18 protein-coding genes and 1 tRNA gene are annotated in these 18,799 nt (G+C 55.4%); 8 read left to right on the top strand and 11 right to left on the bottom strand.

The features are described from left to right. Nucleotides 1-48: 48 nt before the first annotated feature. Both RCA23_RS04970 and RCA23_RS04965 read left to right on the top strand, forming a co-directional pair. Nucleotides 49-360, top strand: coding sequence for a DUF6280 family protein (locus RCA23_RS04970; RefSeq protein ID WP_044049365.1), 312 nt, complete (start codon nt 49-51; stop codon nt 358-360). A gap of 197 nt (nt 361-557) precedes the next feature. Next, nucleotides 558-2,015 carry a cobyric acid synthase gene (locus RCA23_RS04965; RefSeq protein ID WP_044049364.1) on the top strand — a complete coding sequence of 486 codons (1,458 nt, stop codon included), beginning with the start codon at nt 558-560 and terminating at the stop codon, nt 2,013-2,015. A gap of 33 nt (nt 2,016-2,048) precedes the next feature. On the opposite strand, the gene RCA23_RS04960 is transcribed toward RCA23_RS04965, so the two are convergent. The 6 genes from RCA23_RS04960 to lon form a co-directional block, all read right to left on the bottom strand. Then, on the bottom strand, nt 2,049-2,396 hold the full coding sequence (locus RCA23_RS04960; RefSeq protein WP_169701335.1) for a hypothetical protein: 348 nt from the start codon (nt 2,394-2,396) through the stop codon (nt 2,049-2,051). 50 nt (nt 2,397-2,446) lie between these two features. Further along, nucleotides 2,447-3,811 carry a TolC family outer membrane protein gene (locus RCA23_RS04955; RefSeq protein ID WP_052377043.1) on the bottom strand — a complete coding sequence of 455 codons (1,365 nt, stop codon included), beginning with the start codon at nt 3,809-3,811 and terminating at the stop codon, nt 2,447-2,449. A gap of 35 nt (nt 3,812-3,846) precedes the next feature. Beyond that, nucleotides 3,847-4,500: a protein-L-isoaspartate O-methyltransferase family protein gene (locus RCA23_RS04950; RefSeq protein ID WP_044049362.1), complete on the bottom strand. Its 654-nt coding sequence runs from the start codon at nt 4,498-4,500 to the stop codon at nt 3,847-3,849. 184 nt (nt 4,501-4,684) lie between these two features. Beyond that, nucleotides 4,685-4,760, bottom strand: a tRNA-Val gene (locus RCA23_RS04945). A gap of 55 nt (nt 4,761-4,815) precedes the next feature. Next, complete coding sequence (locus tag RCA23_RS04940; protein WP_236631396.1) at nt 4,816-5,454, bottom strand: histidine phosphatase family protein; 639 nt, start codon at nt 5,452-5,454, stop codon at nt 4,816-4,818. A gap of 40 nt (nt 5,455-5,494) precedes the next feature. Continuing rightward, on the bottom strand, nt 5,495-7,903 hold the full coding sequence (gene lon, locus RCA23_RS04935; protein WP_044049361.1) for an endopeptidase La: 2,409 nt from the start codon (nt 7,901-7,903) through the stop codon (nt 5,495-5,497). 274 nt (nt 7,904-8,177) lie between these two features. Between lon and RCA23_RS04930 the strand changes: the two genes are divergently transcribed. Further along, a complete protein-coding gene (locus tag RCA23_RS04930; RefSeq protein ID WP_044049360.1) occupies nt 8,178-8,666 on the top strand; it encodes a hypothetical protein in 489 nt (162 codons plus the stop codon). A gap of 11 nt (nt 8,667-8,677) precedes the next feature. Here the strand turns inward: RCA23_RS04930 and tgt are convergent, their stop codons facing one another. Further along, on the bottom strand, nt 8,678-9,808 hold the full coding sequence (tgt, locus tag RCA23_RS04925) for a tRNA guanosine(34) transglycosylase Tgt (RefSeq protein WP_044049359.1): 1,131 nt from the start codon (nt 9,806-9,808) through the stop codon (nt 8,678-8,680). A 173-nt stretch (nt 9,809-9,981) separates the two neighbouring features. Between tgt and RCA23_RS04920 the strand changes: the two genes are divergently transcribed. The 4 genes from RCA23_RS04920 to tpiA all read left to right on the top strand — a co-directional run bounded on the left by RCA23_RS04920 (nt 9,982) and on the right by tpiA (nt 11,911). Then, complete coding sequence (locus RCA23_RS04920) at nt 9,982-10,341, top strand: SUF system Fe-S cluster assembly protein (RefSeq protein WP_044051298.1); 360 nt, start codon at nt 9,982-9,984, stop codon at nt 10,339-10,341. Nucleotides 10,342-10,460: 119 nt separating this feature from the next. Then, nucleotides 10,461-10,826 carry a HesB/IscA family protein gene (locus tag RCA23_RS04915; protein ID WP_044049358.1) on the top strand — a complete coding sequence of 122 codons (366 nt, stop codon included), beginning with the start codon at nt 10,461-10,463 and terminating at the stop codon, nt 10,824-10,826. Next, a complete protein-coding gene (locus RCA23_RS04910; RefSeq protein WP_044049357.1) occupies nt 10,823-11,140 on the top strand; it encodes a TfoX/Sxy family protein in 318 nt (105 codons plus the stop codon). The genes RCA23_RS04915 and RCA23_RS04910 overlap by 4 nt, the downstream gene beginning before the upstream one ends. Before the next feature lie 39 nt (nt 11,141-11,179). Then, the gene (tpiA, locus tag RCA23_RS04905) at nt 11,180-11,911 is read left to right on the top strand and encodes a triose-phosphate isomerase (protein WP_044049356.1); all 732 of its coding nucleotides are present in this window, start codon (nt 11,180-11,182) and stop codon (nt 11,909-11,911) included. Here the strand turns inward: tpiA and RCA23_RS04900 are convergent. From RCA23_RS04900 to RCA23_RS04885, 4 genes are all read right to left on the bottom strand, one after another. Then, nucleotides 11,908-13,791: an SLC13 family permease gene (locus RCA23_RS04900; RefSeq protein WP_044049355.1), complete on the bottom strand. Its 1,884-nt coding sequence runs from the start codon at nt 13,789-13,791 to the stop codon at nt 11,908-11,910. The two genes, tpiA and RCA23_RS04900, sit on opposite strands and share 4 nt — an antisense overlap. Nucleotides 13,792-13,856: 65 nt before the next feature. Then, the gene (locus RCA23_RS16905; protein WP_044049354.1) at nt 13,857-15,704 is read right to left on the bottom strand and encodes a TRAP transporter large permease; all 1,848 of its coding nucleotides are present in this window, start codon (nt 15,702-15,704) and stop codon (nt 13,857-13,859) included. A 4-nt stretch (nt 15,705-15,708) separates the two neighbouring features. Then, entirely contained in the window at nt 15,709-16,401 is a 693-nt protein-coding gene (locus RCA23_RS04890) for a TRAP transporter small permease subunit (RefSeq protein WP_044049353.1), read from the bottom strand. A 64-nt stretch (nt 16,402-16,465) separates the two neighbouring features. After that, nucleotides 16,466-17,467, bottom strand: coding sequence for a DctP family TRAP transporter solute-binding subunit (locus tag RCA23_RS04885; RefSeq protein WP_044049351.1), 1,002 nt, complete (start codon nt 17,465-17,467; stop codon nt 16,466-16,468). A gap of 153 nt (nt 17,468-17,620) precedes the next feature. On the opposite strand from RCA23_RS04885, the gene RCA23_RS04880 reads away from it, so the two are divergent. Then, a complete protein-coding gene (locus RCA23_RS04880) occupies nt 17,621-18,778 on the top strand; it encodes a cytochrome P450 (protein ID WP_044049350.1) in 1,158 nt (385 codons plus the stop codon). The last annotated feature ends 21 nt before the right edge of the window (nt 18,779-18,799 follow it).

The raw sequence follows: 18,799 nt of genomic DNA, 5'->3' as shown, positions 1-18,799 counted from the left end.
AGGAACGCAGATCGAAAAGTTCAAGAGTAAGAATTAAAAGGACACGAGATGAAAGATTTCGTCGACGGAAACGCCTTTAACAACGAACAGGGCAACCGTGCCCGCAAACTCTTTGCTGCCGTTGTCTTGGCTGCATTAGATGACGCGATTGCGGACGATAAGAAATATGGCAACGGACCTGAGCAGATTGCACGTTGGGCCCGCTCTCGCGATGGGCGCGAAGTGCTCTCCTGCGCCGGCATTGATCCCAACGAACGTGTGGTCTCTGGCCTCATGGATTTCGTCGGAAAAGGCATCCGCACCTCCGTGGCTCTGAGCCGCGAAGAGAGCGAGCGCCGCCAGCAGGCAGAAGCTGCATAAAACCACTTAAGGGTTTTGACCGCCAACGCGCCCACAGGGGCGCGTTTTGCGTTTCGGCGATCATAGTGCCGAAAAAGGCAAAAAATGCCGCATTTAAATGGCCCATGCTCAAACCGCTGCCTATGCTTAGAGCATGTTAGAACCGCCAAAGCAGAATCCATTTTGGCCGAACATGCTCAGGCCCCAGGGAGAGCCGTATGACCAAAGCGATTATGATACAGGGCGCCGGATCTAATGTCGGAAAATCCATCCTGGTGGCAGGGATCTGCCGCGCCTTGGTCAAGCGCGGCCATCACCCGGCGCCGTTCAAGCCGCAAAATATGTCCAACAATGCCGCTGTCACCGTTGACGGTGGCGAGATTGGCCGCGCGCAGGCGCTGCAAGCCCTTGCCTGCGGACGGCCCGCCATCGTCGATATGAACCCGGTGCTGTTAAAACCCGAGTCCGAGATTGGGGCGCAGGTGGTGGTTCAAGGCCAAAGGCTCACCACTGTTAAAGCCCGAGACTATGCAGCACTCAAACCCACTTTAATGCCACGGGTGCTCGATTCCTTTCACCGCCTGGCCAAAAGCGCAGATTTTGTCGTCATAGAGGGGGCCGGAAGCCCGGCTGAAATCAACCTGCGCTCCGGGGATATTGCCAATATGGGTTTCGCAGAGGCCGCCGATGTTCCAGTGATCTTGATTGGTGACATTGACCGTGGTGGGGTGATTGCACAAATGGTCGGAACCCATGCGGTTCTGCCGACCCAAGATCGCAACAGGATCACGGGTTTTGCAATCAATAAGTTTCGAGGGGATGTGTCGCTCTTTGATGAGGGTATGACCGCCATTGCCGAGCATACCGGATGGGCGTCACTCGGCGTATTACCATGGTTTGCCGAGGCCTGGAAACTGCCGGCCGAAGATGTGATGGATATTGCAACACGGGCCGGTGGCGCCATCAAAATCGCTGTGCCGCGTTTGGCGCGTATCTCCAATTTCGATGATCTCGACCCATTGGTTGCCGAGCCCAATGTGACCGTCGAAATCATTGAACAGGGTCAGCCATTGCCGGGTGACGCATCACTCGTGATCCTGCCCGGCAGCAAATCCACCATCAGTGATCTGGAAAGCTTCCGTGCCAATGGCTGGGATATTGATCTGCAGGCGCATCACCGTCGCGGCGGTCAAATCATCGGCATTTGTGGCGGTTATCAAATGCTGGGGCGCAAAGTACATGACCCAGACGGAATAGAAGGCGCGCCGCGCTCCATAGATGGGTTGGGCTATTTGAATATTGAAACCACAATGAGTCCCAAGAAAAACCTATCCTTGACCGAAGCGCATAGCGCCGAAACCAACACACCCGTGCGCGGCTATGAGATTCACCTCGGCCAGAGCAGCGGAGCGGATTGCCAAAACCCATGGCTCAAGCTCGCAAATCGGCATGAGGGAGCGATTTCTGCTGATGGTCAGGTGCGCGGCTGTTATTTGCACGGTCTTTTTGCCTCTGATGGCTTTCGATCAGAGGTCTTGACCATGCTCGGCACCCAATCGCAGCTCACCTCCTATGATGCGGCTGTGGAGGACACTTTGGATCGACTTGCCGCCTTTATAGAGCAGCATCTCAATGTCGATGCTTTGATCGCTTTAGCAAGACCCATCGCGCCTTAGACGCCGCAGCGCATGACGCGGTTTAAGCCAATGTCAGGGATCACGATCATCAATCATAGTTCGAACAGCGCTCGACACTTCGTCGCGCATAGGACCGGCCAGGGCGCGGCGGAGGTTGGCAATGACCTCCAAATATTCGGGGTCATGTGACAGCGGCGCAGCGGGTTTGGGCGGCTCTTGCTCCGCTTGATCCGCGCTGGCACCATCAGCGCGTGTCAGCACCATAGGCTCCAAGGACGGCGTCACCACCCGCTGGCTGGCTTGCAAGACCAAAGGGGCGACCACCCCAGAGCCCTCATCCGGGACAGCGGCATCCGAAATTAACCTGCGCACGGACAGAACCAAAGCGTCTGGCATAGGATAGTCGTCCTTACGGGTCACAGCACCTCCTGTTCACCAGGGCTTGCCCATAACAGGCGCAGCAGCCCGGTTCAATTTCCCGCCAGGCCTTGCAGCACGCGATCCAACGCCGCGCCCTGCTTGCTTTTGGCGCGCGGTGCCGATTTTACCAGATTGTAATATTCCGCCGGGTCATAGGTTTTCACCCCGAGATCAAGCTCTGTTGCCGTTAATTTTCCCATTGCGGCGAGCAGACTATAACTCGCGATCTGCTCATCTATTCGTGTTGAAATGCGGCTCACGCGCGCATCCAGCAGCTCTTGCTCAGCATTTAGCACGTCCAAAGTTGTCCGTGCTCCTAAAGAGGCTTCTTCGCGCACACCGCGAAAGGCCACGCTGGCCGCCTCAATTTGCCGATCCGTCGCCGTGCCCTTGGCCCGCGCCACCTCTAGCACAACAAAGGCGTTGCGCACTTCCTGCTCAACCTCAAGCCCCGCAACATGCAGCCCTGCCCGCTTTGCGTCTCGTTGTGCCATCGCGGCACGGCTGGCCGAGGCGATGGCGCCGCTGCTGTAAACTGGTCCGCTGACGGTCAAACTCAGGTTGCGTGTCAAAGAGCTGTCGAGATCCACGTTAGAGAGCCCTGCACCCGCTTCAAACTTTGGACGATAAGCCTGCTGCGCGACCTTTAACGCAAGCTCAGCCGCCGCCACCTCATATTGTACGCGTTTGAGGTTCGGGTGATGGGCCCGGGCGGTGGCAATGGCCGCAGACGCGTCTTTTGGCAATTTGGGCAGGCTAGAAGGGGTTACAAGATCACCAGGCTTGCGGCCCACAACCGCATGATATTCCGCTGCAGCCTTCGCCAAATCGCCTTGTGCCCCCGCAAGCGCCGCGCGCGCACTTGCCAAACGCGCCTCCGCCAATGCCACATCGGTTCGCGTGACCTCGCCCACTTCGAACCGATCTTGAGCGGCGCGCAATTCTTGTTCAATCAATTCCACATTGGCCGATCGCAGTGACACAAATTCGACCGACCGACGGTAATTCATATGCGCCGTCACAGCACGCAAAAGCACATTTTGCTCAATCGACACCAATGATTCCCGGGTCGCCAAAACAGTTTTTTCCAGCGCGTCGGTCTGCAAATCAGAACTGCCAAAATCATAGAGCAGCCATTTGGCGTTCAGACTTGTGGTCACACTGTCACTATTGGCCACGTCATTGTAACTGTGAGAAAATTTTGAGCTCCAGCTGATGACCGGACGCAAAGCGGCCACAGCGCCAGCAACTTTTTCATCCGCAGCGCGTAACAAGGCGCGATTTTGCACCAATAGACCGCTGTTTTGATAGGCATTGCGCAGGCTGTCCCGCAGGCTTTCGGCCGCAGTCAAGTTGGGTGTCGCCAAAATCAAAATGGCCGCACAGCTGAATTCAGTGAATTTTCGTCCAAACATTTGTGCCCCCCTAGGCAAAAGAATCATTTCAATTTCTAAAGCGCAAAACTCCGCTCTGTCACAAATCCATTCAAGACGGGCGCAAAGGCATTACAAGCAAAACGCCACGACATCTGGCCGTCGGTCTTATATCCCACTCGAACCACACCCTGGCCTTTTTGGCTAAAGACCGCAACAATGCGTCCCCCTTCAGCCAATTGCGCGATCAGGGGTTCTGGTATGTGCTCGACCGCCCCTTGTACGACAATCACGTCAAACGGAGCGTGTTGCGCAGCGCCTTCGGTCAAAATACCCTGCACGACCGCGACATTCAAACAGCCCTCAGTGGCCAAATTCGTCTCCGCCTCAGCGGCCATAGCTTCATTTTCTTCAATAGCAACAACAGCTTCCGAGAACTTTCCAATCACAGCAGAGGAATAGCCAAGACCGCAACCGAGATCCAAAACCAACTCATTGCCTTGAATATCCACAGCATCAAGCATTTTGGCAAAGGTGCGCGGCTCAAGGATCATGCGGCCATGGCCCAAATCCAAAATCGCATCCGCATAGGCTGTTTCGCGTAGGGTATCGGGCACGAAGACCTCGCGCCGCACTTGAAGCATGGCGTCAATAATGGGAAATTTCGTCACATCCGCCGGTCTAATCTGCGTATCAACCATCGTTGTCCGGCGAGTCAAAAAGTCAGTCATGTCAGGTATTCCTGTCGTCAAAGAGTCTCGCAGTTATCCCACATGCGCCATTGCCCTGCAACGACAAGAACAACCATTGGACAAAATCTCGCGTGGATTTTTCGATAATAATAAGAATGTCTTTTCGACAGGTAAATGGCGCACGTCCGGCACGATCGATTTTAGATGTGATCGGGTGATGAAATGGTGGGTCGTGAGAGGCTCGAACTCCCGACATCTTCGGTGTAAACGAAGCGCTCTACCAACTGAGCTAACGACCCGGTAGCCGCGATATAGATCGGGCAAGCCTGGGGGGCAAGCGGTTTTTTCAGTTTTTTATAACTCGTCATGGTGGCCGGCTTTGACCCGGTAAACCACCCCCTGCCCGCTCGGCAAATCCTCCAAGCGATCCAGCCCCCAACCAAGTGCGCATAGGCGCAAACACAGCGACGTCATCCCATGGGTGACCAAAACCGCCGGCCCGGTAAGCTGGGCCAAGAATGCAGCGCAGCGGTCGTAAAGCCGCGCAGTGCCTTCCCCACCAGGGGCCCAGTCATAAAACTGCGTTTGCCCGAGGTCATGAAGGCTGCACTTTCGTTCGGCTGCAATCTCAGCGCGGGTGGTTCCGGCCCAAGCCCCCATGCCGATTTCCATCAACTCCGTTGAGGTTTCGATCTCTGCCGCAAGACCCGCCAGAGCAATTTGCGCCGTCATATGCGCGCGCCCCTGGGGGCTGGAGATAAATCGAAACCCCGTCAAATCATAGGGCTGCAAAATTTCATTCTGCCGCTGGGCCTGGCGCAGGCCTTTTTCGGTTAAAGGGCTGTCGAGATGACCCTGCAGGCGACCTTCGGCATTCCATTCCGTTTGCCCATGGCGCAGGACCAGCACTTCAGGACAGGAAGGGATGATCGCCGCGGCACTCATAGGGCGCCCACCGCCGCGCATAATCCGCAGGGAATAGGTGAGGTCCAAGGCGCTCTAGCTCCTCCGCTAAAGCGCCTTCGCAGGTTACTCAATGCGCGGTGAGGCCAGCGGCGCTGCCACGCTCTGCCGCAAGGGCGGCCGCGGCTGCATCCTCTGCCGCCTCATCCCAATCAATCGGCTCGGGCGCAGATATCAAAGCATGTTTCAACACCTCTGACACATGGCTGACGGGAATGATCTCTAACCCATCCGTGACGCTTTTGGGCAAATCACGCAGGTCTTTCTCGTTCTCGGCTGGAATGAGCACGGTTTTGATTCCGCCGCGCAGAGCCGCCAGAAGCTTTTCTTTCAACCCGCCAATCGGCAAGGCATTGCCGCGCAATGTCACCTCGCCGGTCATGGCGATATCTTTGCGCACGGGAATGCCGGTCAACACAGAGACAATCGACGTCACCATCGCCAGACCCGCCGACGGGCCATCCTTGGGCGTTGCCCCTTCGGGCACGTGCACATGGATATCCATCTTGTCGAACCGGGGCGGCTTGACCCCGATCTCGGGTGAAATGGACCGCACATAGGAGCTGGCCGCATCGATGCTCTCTTTCATCACATCGCCCAAAGTCCCCGTGGTCTTCATCCGGCCCTTGCCCGGCAAGCGCAGCGCTTCGATATGCAGCAGATCGCCGCCCACGCTGGTATAGGCCAGACCCGTCACGACCCCCACCTGGTGATCGTCTTCAGCCAAACCATAGCGATATTTCTTAACACCGAGGTAGTCATCCAGGTTTTCGACCGAAATATTGACGCTCTCAACCTCTTTCTTAACGATCTTGGTGACAGCTTTGCGGGCCAATTTGCCGATCTCACGTTCCAAATTCCGCACCCCCGCCTCGCGGGTGTAGGTGCGGATCATTTCTTGCAACGCCTCAGACTCCAAAGAAAACTCAGAGGCCTTCAGCCCGTGGTTTTTCACCTGCTTCGGGATCAAATGACGATGCGCAATCTCAGCCTTTTCCTCTTCAGTGTAGCCCGCCAAGGGAATGATTTCCATGCGGTCCAGCAAGGGGCCAGGCATGTTATAGCTGTTGGATGTGGTCAGGAACATCACATCAGACAGATCATATTCCACCTCCAGATAATGATCCACGAAGGTCGCGTTCTGCTCTGGGTCCAACACCTCCAACATCGCAGAGGCGGGGTCGCCCCGAAAATCCTGACCCATTTTGTCGATCTCATCCAGCAGGATCAGCGGATTGGTGGTTTTGGCCTTTTTCAACGCCTGAATAATTTTACCGGGCATCGAGCCAATGTAAGTCCGGCGGTGACCGCGAATTTCGCTTTCATCACGCACCCCGCCCAAAGAGATACGAATAAATTCGCGCCCCGTGGCTTTGGCAACTGATTTTCCAAGCGAGGTTTTGCCCACGCCGGGAGGGCCCACCAAACACATGATGGGGCCTTTTAATTTGCGCGAACGCTGTTGCACGGCCAAATATTCAACAATGCGCTCTTTGACCTTCTCCAACCCATAATGATCATCATCCAGGGTCTTCTGTGCCTTGGTAAGATCTTTCTTGACCCGGCTGCGCACACCCCAGGGCAGAGACAGCATCCAATCAAGATAATTGCGCACGACGGTCGCTTCTGCTGACATCGGGGACATATTCTTGAGCTTTTTCAACTCAGCGGCGGCTTTGTCAGAGGCTTCCTTGGACAATTTCGTTTGTGCAATTTTGGCCTCCAGCTCGGCCAATTCGCCTTCGCCTTCTTCCCCCTCGCCCAATTCTTTTTGAATGGCTTTCATTTGCTCATTCAAATAATATTCGCGCTGGGTCTTCTCCATTTGGGTTTTGACCCGCGACTTGATCTTTTTCTCAACTTTCAGCACGGACATTTCGCCCTGCATCAGACCGTAGACTTTCTCCAAACGCTCCGCCACGCAGAGCAGCTCCAAAAGCTCCTGCTTTTGCTCAACCTCAACGCCAAGATGCCCAGAGGCGAGATCGGCCAACTTGCTTGAATTGCGCGTCTCGGCAATGGCCGCCAGCGCCTCCTCGGGTACGTTTTTCTTAACTTTGGCATAGAGCTCAAACTCAGATGAGACCGAACGCACCAAGGCTGCGACCATGTCCTCATCGCCCTGCGTCTCCTCCAAAAGGCTGGCCTCGGCTTCAAAATAAGACTCATTGCCGATGAAGCGATCAATCTGAACGCGAGCGCGGCCTTCGACCAGAACTTTAACCGTGCCATCAGGAAGTTTTAACAGCTGCAAGACATTGGCCAAAACACCGACCCGGAAAATCCCATCTTCAGAAGGGTCATCCTCTGCGGGGTCGCGCTGTGAGGACAGCAAAATTTGCTTGTCTTGCGTCATCACCTGCTCAAGCGCGCGCACAGATTTATCGCGCCCAACAAACAGAGGCACGATCATATGCGGAAACACAACGATGTCGCGCAGCGGCAATACAGGGTAGCTATCGGCTAAATTCAAAGTCATTCTCGTTCCTTAACTGTGGCAGGCATCGAGCGAATCCCAATCAGGCAATTCGCCCGGCCCCAATCTTGCTATATAACTGGGGCGCAACCGCCTCACTTTCAAGACCCCATGTAAACTGCCTGCACAATCTAAGAAGTGCAAGCATGAGGTTTAAATAAGTTTAAATATTGCGCCTTAGTCGATATAAAATCTCCAATCCCCCAGCGCCACAGGCATTTCATTTGCAGCCACCGGCGCCGCGCGATAGCATGAGATCAGTTCGAGAGGTGTCACAATGCGATTTGCCGTTAGTCTTGTGCTACTCACTGCACTGGCCAGCTGTGCCCCCCCGTTGCCCATTACAGATTACATCGCGGATGCCCGCAGTCCAAACGCCAAGATCACCACCCAGCCGCTGCGGTTTGATGTCATTACAGTCCGCAGCTTCGTGGCGGGCCATCGCCAAGAGCGGCCGGGCGCGCGCTGCCACATCTTCACGCCAGATCAGCGCCTGTCGGCCGCCTTTCAGACTCCGGCGCAGGTGCGCTTGCCGCTCTACAAAGGAGCGCCCGCGCCAATCAATGGATATTGCAGCCTGCCGGGCACAAATCTTGCGGCCCGCTTTACGCTCGAAGCCGTAAATCAATCTGCTCCCAAAAACGAAGGGCTGCGGCTCACATTGGGCAGCGGTGGGCCGCGCATTGCAGGCACGATTTCCCTGCGCGACCGCAGCAAGGACCGCTATGCCTATCCGGCGAAGCTGCGCATCACATTGGCACCCTAAAGGCCCCTTTGCTACACCGGCTCAATATCGCCCAAAGCCCGCTCTGCATGGAACTGGCGTTCAAATCCGGCAAAATCATCTACCGCAATAGCCGCGCGCATCTGCTGCATAATCTCTTGGAAATAATGCAGATTATGCCAGGTCAGCAACATGGAACTGATAATCTCCTGACTGCGGAAAACATGGTGCAAATAGGCGCGCGAATAATTGCTGCAGGCCGGGCAGCTGCAGGCCTCGTCCAAGGGCCGCGGGTCATCTTGGTGACGCGCATTTTTAATGTTTACCACACCCCGGCGGGTGAAGACCTGCCCTGTGCGACCGGACCGGCTGGGCAAAACACAATCCATCATATCAATGCCGCGTTTCACGGCGCCCACGATATCATCAGGCTTGCCAACACCCATCAAATATCGCGGCTTGTCCTCGGGCAATTGATCGGGCGCAAAATCGAGCACCTCGAACATGGCCTTCTGCCCCTCACCCACCGCCAGACCGCCAACCGCATAGCCTTCAAAACCAATGGCCTTGAGCGCATCGGCACTTTCGCCGCGCAATTGCTCATCCAAACCGCCCTGCTGAATGCCAAATAAAGCATGACCCGGACGATCACCGAAGGCCTCGCGAGAGCGCCCGGCCCATCGCATCGACATCCGCATGGAGCGGGCAATTTCATCACGTTCGGCCGGTAAAGCCGGGCATTCATCGAAACACATCACGATATCACTGCCCAAGAGCCGTTGGATCTCCATCGAGCGCTCGGGCGTCAGATGATGCTTTGAGCCATCAATATGCGACTTAAACGTCACCCCGTCTTCGCTCATCTTGCGCAGGCTCGACAGGCTCATCACTTGAAACCCGCCGCTATCGGTCAAAATGGGGCGCTCCCAGTTCATAAACTTGTGAAGCCCGCCCAGCCGATCAATCCGCTCCGCGGTCGGGCGCAGCATCAAATGATAGGTATTGCCCAACAATATATCCGCCCCAGTTTGCCGCACAGAGCCCGGCAACATCGCCTTGACCGTGGCCGCCGTTCCAACGGGCATAAAGGCTGGCGTGCGGATCTCGCCGCGCGGGGTGTGAATCGTGCCAGCCCGGGCCTTGCCTGAGCGCGCATGCAATTGGAATGAGAATTTTTCTGTCATGGGCCTCACATGCTCTAAACCTTATGAAGGATCAAGCGATTGGTCGCAAAATTCACGATTTTCACCCAAAACCAAGGGCGCGCCCGCCGCGCATCACGGTCTTACTTCAGGTTATTGCTTTACCCCAGCGTCCTGCCCCTTTATACCTTATAAAAATACTCAAGGATCATGACATGTCGGACGAGTCCCCTGTTGAAGGTACACCATTGATCGCGCCCTCGAGCACAGATCACCCGCTGTATGACAATATTGTCGACAGCATCCGCACGGTGTATGATCCTGAAATTCCAGTTAATATTTTCGATCTTGGCCTCATTTATACGGTAGATATCAATGAGGACTCCGAGGTGAAAATTGCCATGACCCTCACCGCGCCCGGCTGCCCGGTCGCCGGTGAAATGCCCGGCTGGGTGGCCGAGGCCGTTGAACCCTTGCCCGGCGTCAAACATGTGGATGTTGAGCTGGTTTGGGAGCCGCCTTGGGGCATGGATATGATGTCCGATGAGGCAAGGCTCGAATTGGGCTTTATGTAGGGTCCCGCGCCGTCTGAACACCGCAGGCTGGTCGCAAAGAGCGATTGCAACCTGCATGTCCCCTCTTGCAGTTCGCTTGGCCCGCTCTTAGGTTAAGAGCAGATTGAAAAGGATCAGACATGTTCGGTATTCCGGGTAAACAAGCTGTGACCCTCACCCCTGCCGCGATTGGGCAAATCACCAAGCTCATGGCGCGCGAGGGCCATAAGGGCCTGCGTATTGGCGTGAAAAAGGGCGGCTGCGCCGGCATGGAATATACAATGGACTATGTCGATGAGATCGAAGCCCATGATGAATTGATTGAAACCGAGGGCGCGCGGGTTATGATTGCCCCAATGGCGCAGATGTTCCTCTTCGGCACTGAGATTGACTATGAGACCAGCCTGTTGGAATCTGGCTTCAAATTCAAAAACCCAAATGTGGTTGATGCCTGTGGCTGCGGCGAAAGCATCAAATTTGACGAAACGCTTTTCGCCAAAAAATGAGCATTTCCGACGCTGATATCGCCTTTGTGAAAGATCTTTTTTCAGGCGTCGGCACTCTGACAACCCGCAAAATGTTTGGCGGATTGGCGGTCTATGCCGATGGGGTGATTTTTGCACTTGTCATCAGCACGGGCGCTTTGATGATCAAGGCAAAGGGCGCGCTTGCAAGCGACCTCGCCGCCCAAGGATCGCAGCAATTTATTCATGACGGCAAGGGCGACAAGCGTGTTGCCATGCCCTATTGGACCCTGCCCGACGCTGCAATGGACGAGCCGGAGCTGGCCTGCGATTGGGCCAGACGCTCTTTGCTGTAAAACTCCTAAATCAATACCCACCTCGTGGAAGGATCTCCGATGCCCCAAAAAATCGCCGCTGGAAATTGGAAAATGAACGGAACACAGGCCAGCCTGTCTGAGATCCAAGCCATTGCGGAGGCCGCACAAGAGAGCCCCTGCTCCACCATTCTATGCCCGCCGGCGCATCTACTACACAGAGCGGCCAAACTGGCTGGACCATTGGCCATCGGCGGGCAGAATTGCCACCACGCGCCGTCAGGTGCCTTCACCGGCGACATCAGCGCCGCGCAGCTGGCCGATTGCGGTGCCTCCTATGTCATTCTTGGCCACTCCGAGAGGCGCGAAGGCTATGGCGAGAGCGACAGTTTGGTGCGCGCCAAGGCGCAAGCGGCTCTCCAATCCGGGCTCACGCCCATCATCTGCCTTGGTGAGAGCCAAGAGCAACGCGCCGCAGGTCAGGCGCTTGAGGTCGTGTTGGCGCAGCTGTCCGGCTCCCTGCCCGATGATGCCCAGGTCATCATTGCCTATGAGCCAATTTGGGCCATAGGGACGGGTCTTGTTCCCACTGTGGCTGAAATCACCGAAGTCCACGATGCTTTGCGCGCTCAGCTCCATGCCATTTTTGGCGCGGCAGGTCAGGAGATCTCCATCCTTTATGGCGGCTCAGTCAAGCCGAGCAATGCCCAAGAAATTTTCGCCATCACCCATGTGAACGGCGCATTGGTGGGCGGTGCCAGTCTCAAAGCCGAGGATTTCCTACCCATTATGCGCAGCTTGGCTGAGAGTTAAAACAGCAGGTTCATCACCACCATAGAGACGACCAGAAACAATAGGGTCATCCCCGCGCCGCAACGCACGAAATCAACCACACGATAGCCGCCCGGCCCCATAATCAGAGCATTTACTTGATGGGTGGGGATCAAAAAAGAGTTTGAGGTCGAAATAGCCACGGTCAGCGCAAAAATCGCCGGGTTGCCGCCTGCCGCGACTGCGATGGAGACAGCCAAGGGCACGAGCAACACGGTGGCCCCCACATTGGACATCACCAAAGTGAAGATCGTGGCCATAATCGCCACGCCCACTTGCAAGCCCCAAATCGGCCATCCCTCTAAGAGCATGAGAACCTGTTGCGCAATCCAAGCCGCTGTGCCCGTGGCTTGGACAGCTACCCCAAGGGGGATAAGGCTGGCCAATAAAAACACGGTATTCCAGCTGACGGCCTCATAGGCCTCATCGATGGACAGGACACGCGACACGATCATGCCCGAGGCGCCGGTCAAGAGGCACAAAGACAGGCGAATATCGGTCAGCAAGATCATGGCAATCGCCAAGACAAAGAAGACCAAAGCCCAGCTCACTTTTTGCGGCCGCACCTCTTCGCGCGGGTATTCAGAGGTGACAATGACATAATCACGGTTGCGGCTCAGCCTTGTCAGGGATTCCCACTTGGTATGCACCACCAAAGTATCGCCTGCCAAAAGCGGCACATGGGTGAGACGCGTCGCGGCGTGATCAGGGGTTTCCACATGGCTCAAGGTGTCTTCCCCGCGATGAATGCCCAGCAACGACAGGCCATGGGTGGCGCGAAAACGGATCTGCCCCGGGGTTTTGCCAATCACAGATGAGCCGGGCGGCACAACAATCTCCGCCACACCTGCATGGGTCGCCGCAAAATTGTCGGAAAAATTGTCAAGCTGCGGTAAAATTTCCAAGCAGTAGATTTCGGCAAATTCCTCCACCACCCGCCGGCGGCCCAAAATGGCCAAACGGCAAGGGGCCTCAATCTGTGTGGGGGCCATGGGGGCCACCACTTGGCGGCCGCGATAATCTGTGCCGATGATATAGATGTGATGCGCATCCATGATATCGGCCAAACGATGGCCAATCAGAATATTGCCATCGGGCACTTTCACCTCAAAGATAACCGCCTTTAGCCCGTAAACCGCTTTGACATAGTCAAGCATCGATTGCGCCGAGGTGCCCTCACCCGCGCCATCTCTTCGCGGTAAAATCCAGCGTCCCAAGAGCATGAAATATAAGATCCCAGTTATAATCAAACACAGACCTATCGGCGTGACATCGAAAAGCTCAAAGGGGCGCATCTGTTGGTCGCTCGGCAATCCAGCATTGGCAACGCCCATAAGATCATTGAGCAAGATCAGCGGCGACGAGCCCACCATGGTGATCGTACCGCCCAAAATGGCGCAAAATCCCATAGGCATCAAAAGCCGAGACATGGGCAATTCTGCCCGCACGGAAATGCGGCTGAGCACCGGCAAAAACAGGGCTGCGGCCCCGACGTTTTGCATGAAAGATGAGATAACCCCGACCGAACCGGAAATGATCGGCACGATTCGCGTTTCCTTCGCCCCTCCGAGTTTCAAAATATAACCCGCCACTTTCGACATCAAACCAGTCTTATCGAGCCCCGCCCCGATGATCATAACGGCAATGATCGAAATCACCGCGTTTGAGGCAAAGCCGTCAAACAATCGCGAGGTATCGGCGAGATTGCCAAGTCCGGGCAGTTGGCTGAGCAACCCCAGGGCCAGCATGGTCAGGATTGCGGTCAAATCGATGCGAAAGGCTTCGGTGATAAACAATGTAACCGTCACAAAAAGCACCGTAAGCACAACGATCATGTCATGTGTCAGCGTCACCGGGTCCATTATTATCCTCCGTTTGGCCGCAAGCCCTTTGCAAAAGGGATATAGGCTTTGGCCTTTCTAATCTATCATTTTACAATCAATTCCGGTCCCATCATCGCATTTGGCAAGACCGTCGAAATCCAAGGCACATAGGTAATCAGAATTAAGAAAACGAACAGGACCGCCAAAAAGGGCAAGGCCGCGCGCACAACGGACATCATCGGCATATTCGCCACGCCAGAGGTCACAAAAAGATTGAGCCCCACGGGCGGGGTGATCATGCCGATCTCCATATTCACCACCATGATGATGCCCAGATGGATCGGGTCAATGCCCAGCTCAATTGCAATCGGGAAGACCAAGGGCGCCACGATGACCAAAAGCCCCGATGGCTCCATAAATTGCCCGCCAATCAACAAGATCACATTGACGATCACCAAGAACATAATCGGCCCAAACCCTGCGGACAGCATGGCAGAGGCAATATGCTGAGGGATTTGCTCATCCGTCAACACATGTTTGAGGATGAGCGCATTGGCGATGATGAACATCAAAGTCACTGTGAGTTTTCCAGACTCAAACAAGGTTTTGCGGGTGTCTTTATGCACAACAGCGGCTGGCAAATAGATAATCGCCTCAATCACACCTCGGCCCATGGCCTTGGCGCCGCCCAAAAGGCTGACGCCAAATCCAGTGGCCTCCCCCTCGCGGGCCGCTCCATGCAGCGAAAACGTGAAGATAATGGCTGGTGCCACGGTGGCCGCGAAGAGAAACACCGCAGCAACAAGAGCCAAAAGCCCGGTGCTGGCAAAAGCGAGCATCGAACCGGAGGCAAATTCCGATAGGCCGTGGAAAATTGAGATCATCGTCCAATAGGCAAAGATGACGCCCGGCACAGCGCCCAGCACCACGATCACGGGCCAAGCCACGCGGCTACGCTGGGCCGCAAAATGGGTCATCGCCCAGCCGGTGGCGAGGCAGACCAAAACCCAAGCAATCGCAACAGCCAGCCCCCAACCCGCGGGGTAGACACCCGCCTTGCCGAGCGAGACATGCAGCAAGAAGCCAATAATTGCAAAGGCCACAACGCGCAGCCCCAAACCAAAGGCGCGCTGCTCGCTCTCACGCAACCAGCCCTTGCCTTGCAAGGGGCCCATATCGCGGTAGATCATCAGAGCTGCGAAAAACGCATAGACGCAGGCCACAGCAGCGGCCTCTGTTGGGGTGAAAATACCGCCGTAAATTCCGCCCAGAATGATCACGATCAAAACCAATCCAAAGGCGGCATCGAGAACGGAAGCTGCAACCTCATCCCATCCTTGCCAATCCCCCTTTGGCAGGTTTTTCACTCGCGCCATAATGTAGATGGTAATCATCAACATGCTGCCAGCCAAAAGGCCCGGCAAGACCCCGGCCAAGAACATCCGCCCGACCGAAACATCCACCGAGGAGGCATAGACCACCATCACAATGGACGGTGGGATCAAAATGCCCAAAGTGCCCGCGTTGGCGATCACACCCGCAGCAAAGTCCTTTGTATAGCCCGCTTGGTGCATCCCCGCGATCACGATGGAGCCAATCGCCACAACCGTGGCCGGCGACGAACCCGAGAGCGCCGCAAACATCATACAAGCAAACACGCCGGCAATGGCCAGACCGCCCGGAACATGCCCCACAAGGGCCACAGAAAACCGGATAATCCGTCGCGCCACACCGCCGGTGGACATGAAGCCCGAGGCCAGTATGAAAAAGGGAATGGCCAGCAGGGTATAATGGCCCGCCATGGCCTGAAAGAATGTCTGTGCAATGGAGGCCAGCGAAGTATCGCCAAGGGCCAGCAAAAACAAGATGGACGCCATCCCCAGGCTGACCGCAATGGGCACGCCGATGAGCATCAGACCAACAACAACAGCAAATAAAATTGCAACTTCCATAGGGTTAGTCCTTAGCGTTCAAGTGTTTAACTTCGGCAACAGCCTCTTCAACTTCATGGCTGACAATCAAGCTGGCCTCTTGGCCGCGCAGCAAGCGCACGAAGACTTGGACAAAGCGGAACAAGAGCAGCGCCATGCCAAAGGGAAGAATAAAATAAGGAATGAACCGCGGGATTTTTTCATAGTCATCCCCATCGTTCATGAGAGGTTGGATCCAGCGCAACCATTCGGGAAAGGCGATATCAATGACCTCATACCATCCGCGGTAAGAGGTGCGTTTCATCTCTTCAAATCCGGTTGGAAACCAACGCCCCGTCGTTTGTGGCAAATTGGCGAAATTGGCCCAGTAATCCCAAGCCCCTTTCATCAGTAGCCCAGCATAGATCACGCAAACCGCCGCCGCGATCAGCGTTAGAATTCGGCGCGTTTTCGGTTTAAAAACATTGATGAGCGCATCGACGCCCAAATGCGCCGTCACCTTGACCGCATAGCTCACACCAAACAATACCAGCCACGCAAACAAGAAGGTTGTCGCTTCAAGCCCCCAAATCAATCCCGTGTTGAACCCATAGCGCAGGACCACATTGGTGAAGGTAATCAGAGTCATAAGGCCAAGAAGGATGGCGATGGCCGTCTCCTCAATCTCATTGACCCAATGGCCTATTCTGGAGCGAGGGGTCTGGGGGGATGATGACATTTTGCAAGTCCTAAAATGTAAAATTGGCCTGCATTTCTGCAGGCCAATAGGCTTGTGAGCCGCTTTAGTGGTTGGCGTTGATCGCCTGTGCAGCGTCGATATTGTCTTGGCCTACGCCGTCAACAAATTGACCCCAAACCGGCAACATGGCTTCAACCCAAGCGGCGCGCTGGTCGGCGTTCAATGTCCGCACAACACCGCCCGCATCCAAAATGGCTTGCTTGGCAGCCGCGTTCACCGCAGTGGACTCGCCATTGCGGGCCTCAGTCACCTCGGTCAAGATCGTCGCGAGTTGGTCACGCACATCTGAGGGCAGACCATCCCAAAAATCTGTTGAGGTCACAACGAGGTAATCGATCACACCGTGATCAGTTTCTGTCACACCGTCCTGAACTTCAAAGAATTTTTGGCCAAAGATATTGGACCAAGTGTTCTCTTGCCCATCCACAACGCCCGTTTGCAAAGCGCCATAGACCTCAGAGAAAGCCATTGGCTGCGGGCTTGCGCCCATTGCTGCCATTTGCGCTTTGAGCACTTCAGAGTTTTGCACGCGGAATTTCAAACCATCGGCATCGGACGGCAGCATCAAAGGAACATTGGCTGACATTTGCTTCATGCCATTGTGCCAGAACGCCAGGCCAAGCAGGCCGCGCTTGGTCATCGATTCTTTCATCGCTTGACCCGTTGCGGAGCTTTGGAACTCATCCACAGCATGGATGTTTTTGAACATAAACGGCAAATCGAAAATGCGGAACTGTTTGGTGAATTGCTCGAATTTTGACAAGGATGGCGCGGCCATTTGAACGTCACCGTTCAACAGGGCTTCCAACACTTGGTCATCGTTGTACAGTGTGGAATTTGGGAAAACTTCAACGCAGGCTTTGCCATTCATTTCCGCATTGACACGATCCATCAACAAAGTCGCCGCAATCCCTTTGGGATGCTTGTCTGTATTGGTCACATGGCTAAATTTAATGACAGTTTCGCCGGCATCACAGGCCGCAAAAGCTGCGCTTGCAGAAAACGACAGTGCAACAGCGGCCGCTGCCGCAGTAAAATATTTCATGGTATCCTCCCAAGTTAACCGGTTTGCCCGGAGTGAGACAGACTCTATATCGCGGTGGCTAAAAAACAAGGAACTTTCGTCGTTTTTACGTCGGATGTTGAAATACATTCAACACATCTTGTCACAGTGCACAGTTTCGGCTGTCATGGCGACATGAAAATATTCAAACAATCGCCCACAGATACCAGTTTTGTGCAAAATCCCTATCCCGCCTATGACCGCGCCCGCGCGATGGGTGATCTGGTGTGGTGGGATGACTATAAGATGCCAGCTGCCGTCAGCTACCGGGCGGTGCGCGGGCTGCTGACAAACCGCAAATTTGGCCGAGAGGCCCTGACCGCGCCCCAATGTCCCGCCCACCTCGCCGACTGGCAGGCCAATGAGAGCCACTCGATGCTTGAGCTTGAGCCGCCGCGCCACAGCCGGTTGCGCGGCTTGGTTTTGCGCGCCTTCACCAGCAAAAAAGTTGCCGCCATGGCCCCTCAGATCACAGAGACTTGCCACAGGTTGATCGACGCCTTCCCCGCCCAGCCCTTTGATTTCCTCAACGCCTTCGCCCGCCCCCTGCCGGTGCATATCATCGCCAAACTCTTGGGCGTGCCCACCGATCGAAGTTCGGATCTTCTAAGCTGGTCCAACGCAATGGTGGCCATGTATCAATCGAACCGCAGCTATGAGGTGGAAATCGCAGCCAATCAGGCCACGCTGGAGTTCACCGCCTTTCTGGACAGCTACATCGCCCACCGCCGCAGCCAGCCGCGTGACGATCTATTGTCCGATCTCATTGCAGCTGAGGAAGCAGGCGAAAAGCTCACCGGTGCCGAGTTGATCTCCACCTGCATATTGCTGCTCAACGCCGGGCATGAGGCCACGGTGCACACGCTGGGCAATGCGCTCAAAACGCTTCTGCCGAGCCCCCACCGTGAGGTGACACCGCAATTGGTTGAAGAAGTCTTGCGCTTCGACCCGCCTTTGCATCTCTTCACCCGATTTGCTTATGAAGACACCACGTGTTTTGGTTTTGATATTCACAAGGGCCAAGAGGTGGCTTGCCTTTTGGCAGCAGCCAATCGCGATCCCGCCTTTGTCGAAAATCCGCATGTTTTTGACCCACACCGCAAATCCACCGCCCATCAATCCTTCGGTGCCGGATTGCATTTTTGCGTTGGCGCGCCGCTTGCCCGGCTGGAAATTTCACTCAGTTTGCAGCTGCTCTTTGACCGCTGCCCGAATTTGCACATTAGCCAAGCGCCAACCTATGCCAACAGCTACCATTTCCACGGGCTCGATGCTTTGATGGTGCAGACTTAGGGCGAAGAGGCAGAGGCGCGG

Source organism: Planktomarina temperata RCA23 (assembly GCF_000738435.1).
GTDB lineage: Bacteria > Pseudomonadota > Alphaproteobacteria > Rhodobacterales > Rhodobacteraceae > Planktomarina > Planktomarina temperata.
Note: the sequence above shows the minus strand (reverse complement) of the source record. Positions and strands in the feature narration are given on the sequence as shown.

Excerpts from the sequence above, each read along its gene's own strand:
- RCA23_RS04970 (WP_044049365.1), top strand. The coding sequence starts at position 49 with ATGAAAGATTTCGTCGACGGAAACGCCTTTAACAACGAACAGGGCAAC.
- RCA23_RS04965 (WP_044049364.1), top strand. The coding sequence starts at position 558 with ATGACCAAAGCGATTATGATACAGGGCGCCGGATCTAATGTCGGAAAA.
- RCA23_RS04955 (WP_052377043.1), bottom strand. The coding sequence starts at position 3,811 with ATGTTTGGACGAAAATTCACTGAATTCAGCTGTGCGGCCATTTTGATT.
- RCA23_RS04950 (WP_044049362.1), bottom strand. The coding sequence starts at position 4,500 with ATGACTGACTTTTTGACTCGCCGGACAACGATGGTTGATACGCAGATT.
- lon (WP_044049361.1), bottom strand. The coding sequence starts at position 7,903 with ATGACTTTGAATTTAGCCGATAGCTACCCTGTATTGCCGCTGCGCGAC.
- RCA23_RS04930 (WP_044049360.1), top strand. The coding sequence starts at position 8,178 with ATGCGATTTGCCGTTAGTCTTGTGCTACTCACTGCACTGGCCAGCTGT.
- tgt (WP_044049359.1), bottom strand. The coding sequence starts at position 9,808 with ATGACAGAAAAATTCTCATTCCAATTGCATGCGCGCTCAGGCAAGGCC.
- RCA23_RS04920 (WP_044051298.1), top strand. The coding sequence starts at position 9,982 with ATGTCGGACGAGTCCCCTGTTGAAGGTACACCATTGATCGCGCCCTCG.
- RCA23_RS04915 (WP_044049358.1), top strand. The coding sequence starts at position 10,461 with ATGTTCGGTATTCCGGGTAAACAAGCTGTGACCCTCACCCCTGCCGCG.
- RCA23_RS04910 (WP_044049357.1), top strand. The coding sequence starts at position 10,823 with ATGAGCATTTCCGACGCTGATATCGCCTTTGTGAAAGATCTTTTTTCA.
- tpiA (WP_044049356.1), top strand. The coding sequence starts at position 11,180 with ATGCCCCAAAAAATCGCCGCTGGAAATTGGAAAATGAACGGAACACAG.
- RCA23_RS04900 (WP_044049355.1), bottom strand. The coding sequence starts at position 13,791 with ATGGACCCGGTGACGCTGACACATGACATGATCGTTGTGCTTACGGTG.
- RCA23_RS16905 (WP_044049354.1), bottom strand. The coding sequence starts at position 15,704 with ATGGAAGTTGCAATTTTATTTGCTGTTGTTGTTGGTCTGATGCTCATC.
- RCA23_RS04890 (WP_044049353.1), bottom strand. The coding sequence starts at position 16,401 with ATGTCATCATCCCCCCAGACCCCTCGCTCCAGAATAGGCCATTGGGTC.
- RCA23_RS04885 (WP_044049351.1), bottom strand. The coding sequence starts at position 17,467 with ATGAAATATTTTACTGCGGCAGCGGCCGCTGTTGCACTGTCGTTTTCT.
- RCA23_RS04880 (WP_044049350.1), top strand. The coding sequence starts at position 17,621 with ATGAAAATATTCAAACAATCGCCCACAGATACCAGTTTTGTGCAAAAT.